The organism is Paenibacillus sp. 01L418 (genome assembly GCF_056400045.1).
Genome location: NZ_JBFTSN010000164.1, coordinates 1 through 12,671, shown reverse-complemented (window position 1 = coordinate 12,671; position 12,671 = coordinate 1). Strand labels below are relative to the sequence as shown.

Below are 12,671 nucleotides of genomic sequence, written 5' to 3'. Positions count from 1 at the left end.
GTTAATGGAGGCTTCATCGAAGTACGCAAGGATAAGATCGTTATCCTTGCTGAGAGCGCTGAGCTTGCAACTGATATTAACGTTGAACGTGCAGAAGCCGCTAAACAGCGTGCTCAGCAGCGTCTTGCTGCGAAGCAAGACCAAGTTGATTTCCGCCGTGCAGAGCTTGCTTTGCAGCGTGCGATGAATCGTCTGCATATTAAACACAAATAAGCAACAACCACCAAAGTACTGTCAGCGCCTTTAAGGCGCTGGCGGTGCTTTTTTTATAGGAGTGAGAGGTTGAGTGTGAAGGCAGCAGCTCATATGTAACATCTCATAATGAAAGTGAATTTGAATGGTAGTTTTCAATGTCAGGTTGATTCGAATATTCGTGTTTCACCCCCTATTCGGTGTTATGTATTCTGAAATATGCGTATTTTCGACAAAAAAACTAATTATTTGTATATAATTCTCCCTAATATATGTTAATATAGTTAACATCATAGACAATGAAAATAGCGGGGGGAGAATCATATGTTTGACTGGCTAGGTATGAAAGTAGGGTTTCCGCTCTGGGTTTCATGGCAATTGAATAAAGATATGAAAACAGATGTCGAGCAAAGCTTTGAGGGGATTGCGGAGACACGTAAGGAATTGCTAACTGCATGGGCAATGGAGTATTGGAATTACATCGATCAATTGGGTGGCCAACTGACGGAACTCCTCGCTCAAAACAAAGATTTTTCTACTTCTACTGAACAGTCGCAAATAGAACGATTATTTGAAAGAACATATGCTCGAGCGATCGATATAACCGAGCTGTTTTTACTCGATGTAAAGCAAACCGTTATCAGCTCCACACATAGTCCGCATATTGGGACAATCTATCAAGAAGATAGCAGCTTGCAGCTTGGACTGAGCTACACTAAGCAGTTGAGCAACCCTCGTCGATGCTTGTTTGGGCCTTATAGTGATTCTCTCACCTTAAAGCTAGGAGCGCGTTCTTCCTCTTTTCATGACAAAATGACTCTATTATTTATGCTTCCAATTACGGTAAATGGCAGCTTTGCAGGGACGTTATGCGCCCGTGTGCCGAATGATGTACTAGGAGATTTAATTCAGCGAGAATCGGGCCACGTCTATCCGGATTCGGGTGATAATTATATCTTTATGGCGAAGGCAGGCTTGAATACTCATATAGCGCCAGGGACGGCTTTATCTCGAAGCAGGTTCGAGGATCGAACATTCACACATGGTGAAAATCTCAAGGATGGCGTAACAACTGATTGGGGCAAAGTTTCGATCAAAGAGCATACAGAGCTTGAAATTGTCTTTAATGATCCGGCAACTGGACAGCTTCATCCTGGGGTAGCGAATACCATTGCAAGCGACAGCAATCTATTCGTTGAATATCCAGGTTATTCAGATTATAGGCATATATCGGTTATTGGTAAGGGAGTGACCTTTCAGCTGCCGCATTGTCCGGACAAATGGGGGATGATGTGCGAGGGAGACTTGGAGGAAGTATACCGCATTCGCAGTATAGGCTGGAGACAACGCAAGCTGCAACTTATATCGATTACGAGTGTTAGTATTTTGTCGGCATTGCTTATGTTATTTATTGCCGTTCATGCTCCAATCTGGGTGACTGCAACAGCGGCAGGTTTATTCAATCTTGTATTTGGATTGTTATTCAGTTTTGCCTTTCAAAATAGGGAATCGAAGCGTGTCGTATCGCATCTGCGCCAAATTAATCGTTTTATTCGCATAAATGCAGAAGGAAAGGGCGATCTGACGCAGCGCTTGCAGCTTAATCGTTTTGATAATGATGAATCGAAAGAATTAGCAAAATGGATTAATAATATGATAGATTCCTTGGAAGGCATTATGCTGCAGGTTAAGCTTGCCTCCTCTGATGTTCTATCCAGCCAGTTTGTCCTAAACGAATCAGCGGCTGTCACTTCAGCTTCAACGGAGCGAGTCAGCGGAAAAGTATCTGATATGATTGGAAGCATTAGATTGCAATTGAAGGATATTGATATGGCGAAGGATGCTGCAGGCGATATGCAGGCAACGCTGAAACAGATCGAAGAGCAGGCAGCTGGGCAGATTGAGGTAGCCAAAGCAGAGGTTGATCGCATCGGAGACAAGATGCTCCACATTTCTGCCAAGGTAGGCGAAACCAACGGAACAATCCATAAATTTATGGATACGGTGCAAGAAATACAAGGAGTCTTGCATGTCATTGAAGAAATATCGGCACAAACGAATTTATTAGCGCTTAATGCATCGATCGAGGCAGCAAGGGTTGGTGAGCAAGGCAGAGGTTTTGCCGTTGTAGCGTCGGAAATTCGCAAGCTTGCCGATATGACCAAAAAGTCGACCGAGGAAGTGCATGAAATTACTCGTCACATTTATGATGAAGCGAAACAAGCGTACGCTTCTATGGATGAAGGTACTCGCGTTGTTGAGGAGGGCAATCAGCTTGTAGCAGCCGCTGCTAGTACGCTTGCTTCCGCACATGCCGAGGATCATCGCAAGACGCAGGTCGTTGATGAGGTCGTGCAGCTAATGGAGAAAATCGCGCTGGTAAGTAGAGAAAATCGGAAGATTTCTTCCGATGTAGAGAGTAAAGTGCAAGAGCTCATAGGCGAAATGACGAATGTGAGACAAACGTCTCAGAGTGTGGAGTCTATAACGACGCTGCTTCAACAGCTTGTTGGCCAGTTTAAGCTGACAGAATCACGAATAAGATAAGTGAACGAGATAGGGTTGCAGAAGACCGTGTAAACGGAGCTGCGGCTCTTTTTTTTATGCGATGCATTCTTTAATCAACTAAGACTCAATACATAATTATGCCATGGAAGAGTTATCCTAAGCATCAATCCGATTGTGCAACAGAAAGGAGATGGGTAAATGTTCCGAACCTATAAGCAGGGCAATGGCAGCGCTGGCAAAAACGCTGATAAGCGTATAACCAAAGCAGAGATGCATGAAAAGGAGCAGCTTCAGCCTTTTGCGGAGAAGGCCCTTTTCACTTCTCTGGAGCAAAATATGGAGACCATGAAGCGTGAGCTGGGTGAGAGTCAGGATATTATTTATCGTGAGCTGACGTTAACGGATAGAGGCCACACGAAGGCGCTAATTGTTTATGTACAAGGGATGGTTGACGATGAACGCCTTGACCATTTTGTCATTCAACCGATGCATGGAGGCAAATACCCGGAGGAGGCTAATTTAGAGCCTGCTGAGTTGCTTGCATTTATGAAAAACAATTTGCTCTCAACCGGTATTATTAATGATATATGCGATTGGAAGCTATTGTTTCAAAAATTGTTTATGGGCTATTGCGTCATCATGATAGAGGGTGCAACTCAGGCAATAGGAACCAATGTAGTAGGTGGAGCAAGAAGAAGTGTAGAAGAACCGAAAACCGAGATGGCCATACGTGGTCCTAGAGAAGGGTTTACGGAGTCGATTAGAACAAATACATCGCTGATTCGAAGGAAGATACGAAGCCCGAAGCTGTGGATGGAGCAATGGACGATCGGAGAAATTTCACAAACCCCTGTATGTATCATGTATGTCAAAGATTTGGCGGATGAGAATGTGCTTACGGATTTAAGAGAACGTCTGGAAGAAATACAAATTGACGGCATACTTGAATCCGGTTATATCGAGGAATTAATTACGGATCAGAAGTGGTCGCCGTTTCCTACCATTATGAGTGTAGAGCGGCCGGATGCTGTAGCAGGCAATTTGCTTGAAGGCCGAATAGCGATTTTTGTTGATGGGACGCCATTTGTTCTGATCGTACCCACGATTTTAAATATGTTTTTTCAGGCTTCAGAAGATTATTATCAGCGGTTTGATATCGCGACTTTTCTGCGGCTGCTTCGTTTTGTATCCTTTTTAATTGCGCTGCTTATGCCGTCGATTTATGTCGCAATCGTTGGATATCATCAGGAAATGATACCGACTCAGCTGCTGCTAAAGCTTGCGGCACAGCGGGAGGGCGTACCTTTTCCCGCCTATTTGGAAGCTTTTATTATGGAATTTGTATTTGAAATATTACGGGAAGCCGTTGTACGAATGCCTAGTGCTGCGGGTAACACGATATCGATCGTTGGAGGTCTTGTTATCGGACAGTCGGTCGTAGAGGCAGGAATCGTCTCGYCAGCCGTCGTTATCGTCGTTTCCTTCACAGCGATTGCCAGCTTCGTATCTCCTAACTATAGTCTTGGAATTGCAGCTAGGCTGCTGCGCTTTCTGCTGCTTCTAGCAGCGTCGACACTCGGATTTTATGGAATTGGATTAGTTGTGCTGCTGCTTCTGCTGCATTTGAGCAATTTAAGATCGTTTGGCATGCCCTATATCAAACCATTCGCCCCGATGTATTTAAAGGATATGAAGGATACGCTGGTTAGGGCGCCACTTTGGATGATGCGGGAACGGCCAGAGAAGCTTGCTTCGAGTAATAGACTTAGACAAGACATTGAAACGGAGCATAGGAAGGAGCCGCAGCAATGAGCGATGGCAGCGTCAATGCAAGGAAACGGATATTTTCATTCAGGAAAATAGGACGGAAGCTCATTCTTGTATGGACAGTATGTATGCTGGCGCTATTAAACGGCTGTTGGGATTTACGTTATTTGGACAAGCTTGGCGTCGTATACGCCATAGGAGTTGACGATGACCCAACAGGAAAAAACAAGCTACAGTTGACGGTACAGGTCGTATTGCCCCAAAACGTTGCAGCGGAAACCAAAGGGGCCATTGGCGGCACTGCAGTGACGACGTTTACGGAAAAAGGGGATACATTGTTTGAGGCGATTCGAAAAATGTCGACTAAAACATCTAGACGGCTTTTTTTCTCCCACACACAAATGCTGATCGTCAGTGAAAGTATGGCTAGAAAAGGCATCTATCCCTTAGTTGATTTAATTGAGAGAAATCCAGATATACGCACTGATATTTCAGTGCTTATTACACGAGGCATGAGAGCGGAGAATTTGCTTCGATTAACGACGCAAACCGAATCTATTCCTGTTAATCAGCTTCGGGAAATAGTTGAAGTCAATCAGTCTGCGTATGCGTCGAGTTATGTCGTATTAGTCAAAGATTTAACGAGACTATTGGGAAGAGGGAAGCAGCAAGCTGTATTGCCTTCTATTCTGATAGAGGGAAATGAGGAGGTGGGACATTCAAATGACAATTTAAACAGCATTCCTGCAAAAGCGATTCCAGTGCTGTCGACTATGGCTGTTTTTCGCGATGGCAAGCTTGTTGGTTATTTGAAGTCCAAGGATTCAAGAGGTCTATCTTGGCTTCAAAATAAAGTGGAGAGCACTGTCGTAAAGCTTGGATGCCCGGAGTCAGAAGGGGAGCTCATTGTTGAGGTGCAGGATACGGCGACCGTGTATAAGGTTAAACAAGATCCGGATGGTCATCCAATTATACAGGTCCATATTAGTGTAGTGGGTGGAATTCAAGAAATCATGTGCCACGGCGTCAACATCACGGAGGAAAGTGTACTGATCAAGGTCGGCAAAATGACAGATAAAGCGATTGAGGAAGAGGTAGCGGGCACGATCAATAGCGTACAGAAGAAATTCCACACGGATGTATTAGGGTGGGGAAAAGAGGTTTATTTTCAAGAACCTAATATTTGGAGGAAAATCGAAGCGGACTGGGAAGATATTTTCCCTCAAGTGAAAAGCGAAGTCATCTGTACGACTCAAATAACAGGCTCAGGTGTACGAGGCGAATCTATATCGAAGTGAGTGATTAGCATGATGKCTCTCATTGTCCTCCTCTTATCTTCCGTTATGGTTGGAACGGCAATATGGAGAAGGAATAGCAAAAATAATCGTCAGCGTGAAGGTGGCTGGGCTTTGGTCATCTTAATCATTGGGGTTGGAATTATGGCAGCAAAGCATATGCATCTACCGATACCCAATCCGGCAGATTGGATTACAGCTATATTCTCACCTGTATATAAACCTATATTAAAGTGGATTGAAAAGGGGGCATAACATAGTTGAGCAAATTTGCGGGAATTAACAATGCCGAGATTACATCGGGGCAATGCGMCAAAATATTGTTTTTATTTGCACTAGGAAGTGCAGCGCTCATATTGCCAACAATGGTGACGTCGATTGCCAAGCAGGATGGATGGATTTCAATGGTGCTCGCAGGACCGTTTAATTATTTCATACTGCTCATTTATCTAGCGCTTGCTGATCGTTTTCCGAAGTTGACTTTGGCGCAATACTCAGAAAAACTGCTGGGGGTTTGGCTCGGTAAGGTAGTAACTTTACTATATATTTTTTATTTTTTGTTGTTAAGCGCATTGGTACTGCGCAATATATCCGATTTTTTGAATTTATCCGTATTGCCAGAGACACCAGAGTGGTTCATTAACCTCACCTTTATGATTGTTGTTGTATATGGCGTTCTTTTAGGCATTGAGACGATTTCGAGAACGGGTGAGATTTTATTTGGATGGGCGGCCTTAGTTATTGGTATTGTTCTCCTTGCTTTGTTCAATCAATTTAATTTTCAAAACTTTGAGCCTTTCTTGTACGACGGCTGGATAAGGCCGATTAAGGGGATCTATCCGATTCTCGGGTTTCCTATTGCGGAATTCGTGTTTATAACGACGATTTTCCCGCTTGTGCGTCAGGAGGATCGTAAAAAATTAAGAAAAAAACTGAAGCTCTCTGTTTTTGCCATTGCTTTTGTAAGCACGCTGATAACGATTTTTCTGGTTGCTGTAATGGGTGTGCAAGAAGCGAGCAGAAGTCCGTTTGCGGTCTATGATATGGCTAAAAATATTAATATCGAAGAGATATTGGTGCGTGTTGAAATATTAGTTGCGATGGTTTGGATCGGGACGGTCTTTATGAAGCTTGCGCTTTGCGTTTATGTACTGACGGTCTTAACGGCTCAAATGCTTAAGCTTTCTACCTATCGTCCATTGGTCATTCCTTATGCTTTTGTCATTGTGCCTATCTCGCTCATGGTATATCGAAATGCGGCTCATGCGCATGAATTTGGCATAGGAGTATGGACGGTTTACAGCTTGCTGCATGGTTGTGTTGTACCATTATTGCTGCTCGTGGTTGCTGTTATTAGGGGAAAAAAAGATACGAGCGACGGTCGGTTTCAAGATGAGCAGAAGTCCARCAGCCGCAGGCAAAAAGGGAATGAAGCAGCAGAAGGGAATTCCGATATAACGAACAAGGAACCTGCCTTGGGCACAACTCCATCATAGACGGCAGTGGAAGCATTTGTTATAATTGTGAGGAAAATTGACCAAGCGGCTACCTACTCAAATTTACGGAGGCGATCGTGTGGAACACTACTCCAATAATTATGTCGTCGTGGCTATTTTTATCGTGCTTGGCATTATGCTTCCCGTCGTTGCATTAACAGTAGGAAGACTGCTAAGGCCGAATAAGCCAAGTGAGCTCAAACAAACCACCTATGAAAGCGGAAATGAGCCGGTAGGTGAGGGACAGGTCCGTTTTAACATCCGCTATTACTTGTTTGCACTAATGTTTGTCATCTTTGATGTAGAAACCGTTTTCTTATATCCTTGGGCCGTCGCATATAATAAGCTCGGCTTATTTGTGCTAGTCGAAATGTTGATTTTTGCGGGAATGCTGCTTATTGGTCTTCTATATGCCTGGAAAAAGAAGGTGCTGAAATGGAATTCAGTTTAGAATCAATTTCGTTAGAGGAACGCAAAGAGCTGGAACGCAACGTATTTATGGGTACCTTGGAGCAATTGAAGGCTTGGGCAAGAAGCAACTCGTTATGGCCGCTCACATTCGGCCTTGCTTGCTGTGCGATTGAAATGATGGGAACGGGCGCATCGCATTATGATCTGGATCGTTTTGGAGTGATGTTCCGAACCTCGCCGCGACAGTCTGATGTGATGATTGTGGCCGGTACAGTGACGAAGAAGATGGGTCCCCTTTTACGCAGGCTTTATGATCAAATGCCAGAGCCGAAGTGGGTTATCGCAATGGGATCCTGCGCAACGGCTGGCGGACCTTATATTAAGTCCTATTCAGTCATCAAAGGCGTTGATCAGATCGTGCCTGTTGATGTGTATATTCCGGGCTGTCCGCCTAATCCGGCCGCGCTGATCTATGGCATCAATAAACTGCAGGAGAAAATTCGCTATGAAGCGAAGACTGGGAAGCGGGTGACCAGTCGATGAGTGAAGAGGATAAACCGGTCGCAGACACGCCTCCCGTAGACCCGGAGAAGGAAGCCAAGCTGAAGGCAGCTGCGGAAGCACGCGCAGCGAGAGCGGCAGCAAAAGCAAAGGCCGAAGCAGAAGCGAGTGAAGCAGAGCCGGAGCAGCCGAAAGCGCCTTCGCCAAGGCAGCCTGAGCTTGATGCCATAGTCGCGCTTCTGAAGCAGGAAGTCGCAGAGGCATCGGTTGAGGATGCCTATGTAAATGAACTGAATGGCGATATGCCGATGATTATCTTACGCAATGAACACTGGCGTGAAGCTGCAAAGATGCTTAAGGAGCACGAGCAGCTTCAATTTAATTATTTGCGTAATGTGTCAGGTGTCGATTACGAGACCCACATAGAAGTGGTATATCATATGATCTCACTTGGAACCAGAAGAGAGGTCGGAATTAAGATAAAGACGGAGCGGGAAGCGTCAGCCGTCTATTCGGCAACACCAGTCTGGGCAACAGCGAATTGGAACGAACGTGAAATTTACGATTTACTGGGAGTTGATTTTCCTGGACACCCCGATATGCGGCGGATCATGATGCCTGATGACTGGGTGGGCCATCCGCTGCGCAAAGATTATGAGTCGATAGATTCGGAGGTGTAGGCAGCCCTTGATTCGTACAGAAGAACTGCTACTAAATGTAGGTCCTCAGCATCCAAGCACGCATGGCGTATTCCGGATTATCGTTAAGCTCGATGGTGAAGTCATAACCGAAGCGACACCTGTCATGGGTTATTTGCACCGAGGCACCGAGAAGATCGCGGAAAACTTGAATTTCACGCAAATCATCCCCTACACCGATCGAATGGATTACGTCTCTGCAATGACTAATAATTATGTTCTCGTACATGCAGTGGAAACGATGATGGGGCTTGAAGTACCGCAGCGGGCGGAGTATCTCAGGCTTCTCGTTATGGAACTGCAGCGTATAGCTAGCCATCTAGTATGGTGGGGAACTTATCTTCTTGATATTGGGGCAATGAGTCCGTTTCTTTACGCATTCCGTGACCGGGAAATCATTATCGATTTATTTAATGAGCTGTGCGGCGCAAGATTAACTTACAATTACATGCGAGTTGGCGGTGTGAAGTGGGATGCGCCTCCGGGCTGGMTGGACAAAGTACGCGACTTTATTCCTTATATGGAGAATAWGCTGCAAGAGTATGATAAGCTCGTCAGCGGCAACGAAATTTTCCTAGCCCGCATTAAAGGGATAGGGAAATATGATGCGGCAACAGCGATTGATTATGGCTTATCTGGAGCCAACTTGCGTTGTACAGGTGTAGACTTTGATATTCGCAAGGCGGAGCCCTACAGCTTGTACAGTCAATTTGAATTTGATGTGCCGCTTGGAAAAGTGGGAGATTGTTATGATCGCTATCGGATTCGGCTGGAAGAAATCCGCCAAAGCTTGCGTATTTTGAAGCAGGCGCTGGAGCAATTCCCTTCTGGCGGGGAGACGATGGGGAAGGTTCCGCGCGCAATAAGGCCCCCTGCTGGCGAGGTGTATGTGCGGATCGAATCGCCGCGCGGCGAAATTGGCTGCCATATCGTATCCAAAGGCAAAGCAGAACCTTATAGGCTCAAATTCAGAAGACCGTCATTCGTTAATTTGCAAATACTGCCGAAGCTGCTTGTAGGCGAAACGATGACAAACCTCATTACGATACTAGGCGGCATTGATATTGTCGTCGGGGAGGTCGATTGCTAATGCAGTCATGGCTTAACCAATCGCTAACTTGGGGAAATGCACTTGTGCTGTTCCTTTGGGCTGTCGTATTTTTATTCATTGTGCTTGGTTTCGTCACGTACGCCATTTATTTCGAGCGTAAAGTAATCGGGTGGATGCAGCTTCGCATCGGTCCCAATCGCGTAGGGCCCTTTGGCTTGCTGCAGACGGTAGCGGATATTTTTAAGCTGCTCATTAAAGAGGACACGATTCCGCGCAAGGCAGATCGGGCATTGTTCATTCTTGCGCCTGCCCTAGCATACATACCGGCATTCTCCGTACTCGCTGTACTTCCCTATACACAAAACTTATATTTCGCAGATCTGAATGTTGGTTTGCTCTATTATGTAGCCCTGTCAGGCATCTCGACGCTGGCCATCGTGCTTGGCGGCTGGGCTTCCAATAATAAGTATGCACTCCTTGGGGGTATGCGCTCGGCAGCACAAATGATAAGCTATGAGGTACCGCTTGTTATTTCGGTAGTAGGCGTTATTTTACTTAGCGGAAGCTTGAATCTGCGCGATATTGTAGCGGCGCAGGATGGCGGCTGGTTTTGGAATTGGAACTTCATTCCTCAATTTATCGGTTTCATTGTCTTTATTATTGCTGCTGTATCCGAGCTCAATCGTACGCCCTTCGATTTGCCGGAGGCGGAATCTGAGCTTGTTGCAGGTTATCACGTTGAATATAGCGGCTTTCGGTTTGCATTTTTTATGCTCTCGGAATACGTATACGTTTATGCCATTGCTGCATTAACAACAGTATTGTTTCTGGGCGGCTGGCACGCACCGGCGCCATTTCTTGATTTTGTACCGGGCATTATATGGTTTTTGCTCAAGTTTGCGTTTATTGTGTTTTTCTTATTTTGGATTCGTGCTACACTGCCGCGCATACGGGTAGATCAGCTTATGGGTCTTGGCTGGAAGGTGCTGCTGCCGGTGTCGCTGCTTAATGTGTTTCTAACGGCTGTATATTTAGAGCTGTTTATCAAGAACTAGCAAAGGGGAGAAGGAAATGAAAGGAATGCTGCAAGGACTGGGTGTAACGCTCAAATCAATGACGGCTCCAAAAGTGACCACCTCCTATCCTGATGTGCCCTTTGTCATGCCGGATCGCTTCCGTGGTATTCAGCACTTTATCCCGGATTTATGTATCGTTTGCAACCAATGCGCACGCATTTGTCCAACCGACTGCATTACGCTGACCGGCAAACCGAACCCGGACCCTGATAAAAAGGGCAAGGTAATTGATACTTTTGATATTAATTTTGAAATATGCATCTTATGTGATCTGTGCACCGAGGTTTGTCCGACCGAAGCGATCGTTATGTCCAATCATTTCGAGCTGGCAACCTTCAGCCGCGATGATTTGTTCAAGGATGCAGAATGGCTGACAGACAATAATACACTTACTCGGCAGGACAATAACAATATCGGAGCGCCGGCCAAAGGGGGCGCAAAATAGTTGTTCAATATTGATTTTACAGGCGAATTTGTCGCTTTTTTTATCTTCTCAGCCATCATGATATGCGGCGCTGTCCTAATGATCAGCTTAGAGAAGGTCGTACATATGGTCATCTCTATGGCTGCTGTATTTCTAGGCTTAGCCGGAATGTTCGTGCTTCTGGAAGCTGAGTTTGTCGCATTTGTTCAGGTGCTTATCTATGCTGGAGCAGTCTCGATTCTGATGATATTCGGTATTATGATGACGAAACATCAGCCAGGAGAGCGTGAGCCGGTGAAGCCGCTCCATGAAACGCTTGCCGCTGTAGGCGCGCTCAGCTTGTTTGGCCTATTGTTTTATGCGATCCGTTCAACAACTTTTCCAGAGCCGCAGTCTTTTCAAGCTGGAGAAGACAATACGATGGCAATTGGCGAGCTCTTATACACAGGGTATGTGATACCGTTTGAGCTGCTCTCGGTGCTGCTGACGGTAGCATTTATTGGAGCAATCGTACTTGCCAAAAAGGAGGAGGAATAATTACATGCTTCCTTCCTATTTAACGATGGCGGCTATTTTGTTTTGCATTGGGCTATATGGCGCATTAGTGAAAAGAAATGCAGTCGTCGTACTGCTCTCGCTTGAGCTAATGCTGAATGCGGTCAACTTGAATCTTATTGCCTTCTCCAAATATGGTGTTGTTCCGTCATTGACGGGACAAATTTTTTCATTATTTACAATTACAGTCGCAGCGGCAGAAGCAGCGATTGGGGTAGCTATATTAATAGCATTGTTCAGATTGCGCGGGACAGTTAATGTCGATGAGTTTGACAAAATGAGGAGGTAGCGCGGCGTATGAATATGTACTCACAGACGGCTTGGTTAATTCCGCTGTTTCCGCTGGCAGCATTCCTCGTTTTGACGGCGCTCGGTCGCAGCTATCGACGAGCGGGCGTTATCATCGGTTCGCTTGGATCATTTGGCGCCTTCGTTCTATCTATGCTTATTATGATTGATCGACTTGGTACCAATGAAGTGGATTATAATTATTCCTTTGATTGGATTGCTATCGGAGATTATACGTTGAAGATTGGTTTCGAGGTGACCAACCTGACAGCGCTTATGCTTGTTGCCGTGACACTCGTCAGCTTTCTCGTGAATGTATACTCGGCCGGCTATATGAAAAATGATGAGCGAATAACCGTGTTTTTTGGTTATGTTGCCTTGTTCACATTCTCTATGCTGGGACTTGTAT

At 45.4% G+C, this 12,671-nt stretch carries 14 protein-coding genes and 1 pseudogene; all 15 read left to right on the top strand.

Annotation, left to right across the window (positions count from 1 at the left end; all coding sequences use genetic code 11):
- On the top strand, positions 1-213 hold a 213-nt coding region (locus AC1DSE_RS19130; RefSeq protein WP_477528037.1), incomplete at its 5' end, for an ATP synthase delta/epsilon chain alpha-helix domain-containing protein.
- Between the two features lie 303 nt (positions 214-516).
- The gene (locus AC1DSE_RS19125; RefSeq protein WP_477511473.1) at positions 517-2,739 is read left to right on the top strand and encodes a methyl-accepting chemotaxis protein; all 2,223 of its coding nucleotides are present in this window, start codon (positions 517-519) and stop codon (positions 2,737-2,739) included.
- Between the two features lie 159 nt (positions 2,740-2,898).
- Entirely contained in the window at positions 2,899-4,512 is a 1,614-nt protein-coding gene (locus AC1DSE_RS19120) for a spore germination protein (RefSeq protein ID WP_477528036.1), read from the top strand.
- Positions 4,509-5,765, top strand: a complete 1,257-nt coding sequence (locus AC1DSE_RS19115) for a Ger(x)C family spore germination protein (RefSeq protein ID WP_477511475.1) — start codon at positions 4,509-4,511, stop codon at positions 5,763-5,765. Before AC1DSE_RS19120 ends, AC1DSE_RS19115 begins: the two co-directional genes overlap by 4 nt.
- A 9-nt stretch (positions 5,766-5,774) precedes the next feature.
- Positions 5,775-6,017: a hypothetical protein gene (locus AC1DSE_RS19110; protein WP_477528035.1), complete on the top strand. Its 243-nt coding sequence runs from the start codon at positions 5,775-5,777 to the stop codon at positions 6,015-6,017.
- 5 nt (positions 6,018-6,022) lie between these two features.
- Positions 6,023-7,258 carry a GerAB/ArcD/ProY family transporter gene (locus AC1DSE_RS19105; RefSeq protein ID WP_477528034.1) on the top strand — a complete coding sequence of 412 codons (1,236 nt, stop codon included), beginning with the start codon at positions 6,023-6,025 and terminating at the stop codon, positions 7,256-7,258.
- 136 nt (positions 7,259-7,394) lie between these two features.
- Positions 7,395-7,709 carry an NADH-quinone oxidoreductase subunit A gene (locus tag AC1DSE_RS19100; RefSeq protein ID WP_256710814.1) on the top strand — a complete coding sequence of 105 codons (315 nt, stop codon included), beginning with the start codon at positions 7,395-7,397 and terminating at the stop codon, positions 7,707-7,709.
- Complete coding sequence (locus AC1DSE_RS19095) at positions 7,694-8,212, top strand: NuoB/complex I 20 kDa subunit family protein (RefSeq protein WP_076266244.1); 519 nt, start codon at positions 7,694-7,696, stop codon at positions 8,210-8,212. The genes AC1DSE_RS19100 and AC1DSE_RS19095 overlap by 16 nt, the downstream gene beginning before the upstream one ends.
- Complete coding sequence (locus AC1DSE_RS19090) at positions 8,209-8,850, top strand: NADH-quinone oxidoreductase subunit C (RefSeq protein ID WP_477511477.1); 642 nt, start codon at positions 8,209-8,211, stop codon at positions 8,848-8,850. The genes AC1DSE_RS19095 and AC1DSE_RS19090 overlap by 4 nt, the downstream gene beginning before the upstream one ends.
- A 7-nt stretch (positions 8,851-8,857) precedes the next feature.
- Complete coding sequence (locus AC1DSE_RS19085) at positions 8,858-9,958, top strand: NADH-quinone oxidoreductase subunit D (RefSeq protein ID WP_477528033.1); 1,101 nt, start codon at positions 8,858-8,860, stop codon at positions 9,956-9,958.
- Positions 9,958-10,974 (top strand): NADH-quinone oxidoreductase subunit NuoH, encoded by a 1,017-nt coding sequence (gene nuoH, locus AC1DSE_RS19080; RefSeq protein WP_477528032.1) that lies wholly within the window; start codon positions 9,958-9,960, stop codon positions 10,972-10,974. Before AC1DSE_RS19085 ends, nuoH begins: the two co-directional genes overlap by 1 nt.
- 16 nt (positions 10,975-10,990) lie before the next feature.
- Positions 10,991-11,440: an NADH-quinone oxidoreductase subunit NuoI gene (gene nuoI, locus AC1DSE_RS19075; protein ID WP_054025448.1), complete on the top strand. Its 450-nt coding sequence runs from the start codon at positions 10,991-10,993 to the stop codon at positions 11,438-11,440.
- Positions 11,441-11,956 carry an NADH-quinone oxidoreductase subunit J gene (locus tag AC1DSE_RS19070; RefSeq protein WP_076266240.1) on the top strand — a complete coding sequence of 172 codons (516 nt, stop codon included), beginning with the start codon at positions 11,441-11,443 and terminating at the stop codon, positions 11,954-11,956.
- A 4-nt stretch (positions 11,957-11,960) separates the two neighbouring features.
- Entirely contained in the window at positions 11,961-12,263 is a 303-nt protein-coding gene (gene nuoK / locus AC1DSE_RS19065) for an NADH-quinone oxidoreductase subunit NuoK (protein ID WP_339205398.1), read from the top strand.
- 8 nt (positions 12,264-12,271) lie between these two features.
- Positions 12,272-12,671, top strand: a pseudogene (locus AC1DSE_RS19060) (NADH-quinone oxidoreductase subunit L); the annotation flags it as partial.

What these genes read in the sequence shown, in the direction of transcription:
- AC1DSE_RS19095 (WP_076266244.1), top strand. Translation starts at nt 7,694, where the DNA reads ATGGAATTCAGTTTAGAATCAATTTCGTTAGAGGAACGCAAAGAGCTG.
- AC1DSE_RS19100 (WP_256710814.1), top strand. Translation starts at nt 7,395, where the DNA reads ATGCTTCCCGTCGTTGCATTAACAGTAGGAAGACTGCTAAGGCCGAAT.
- AC1DSE_RS19115 (WP_477511475.1), top strand. Translation starts at nt 4,509, where the DNA reads ATGAGCGATGGCAGCGTCAATGCAAGGAAACGGATATTTTCATTCAGG.
- nuoI (WP_054025448.1), top strand. Translation starts at nt 10,991, where the DNA reads ATGAAAGGAATGCTGCAAGGACTGGGTGTAACGCTCAAATCAATGACG.
- nuoH (WP_477528032.1), top strand. Translation starts at nt 9,958, where the DNA reads ATGCAGTCATGGCTTAACCAATCGCTAACTTGGGGAAATGCACTTGTG.
- AC1DSE_RS19125 (WP_477511473.1), top strand. Translation starts at nt 517, where the DNA reads ATGTTTGACTGGCTAGGTATGAAAGTAGGGTTTCCGCTCTGGGTTTCA.
- AC1DSE_RS19090 (WP_477511477.1), top strand. Translation starts at nt 8,209, where the DNA reads ATGAGTGAAGAGGATAAACCGGTCGCAGACACGCCTCCCGTAGACCCG.
- nuoK (WP_339205398.1), top strand. Translation starts at nt 11,961, where the DNA reads ATGCTTCCTTCCTATTTAACGATGGCGGCTATTTTGTTTTGCATTGGG.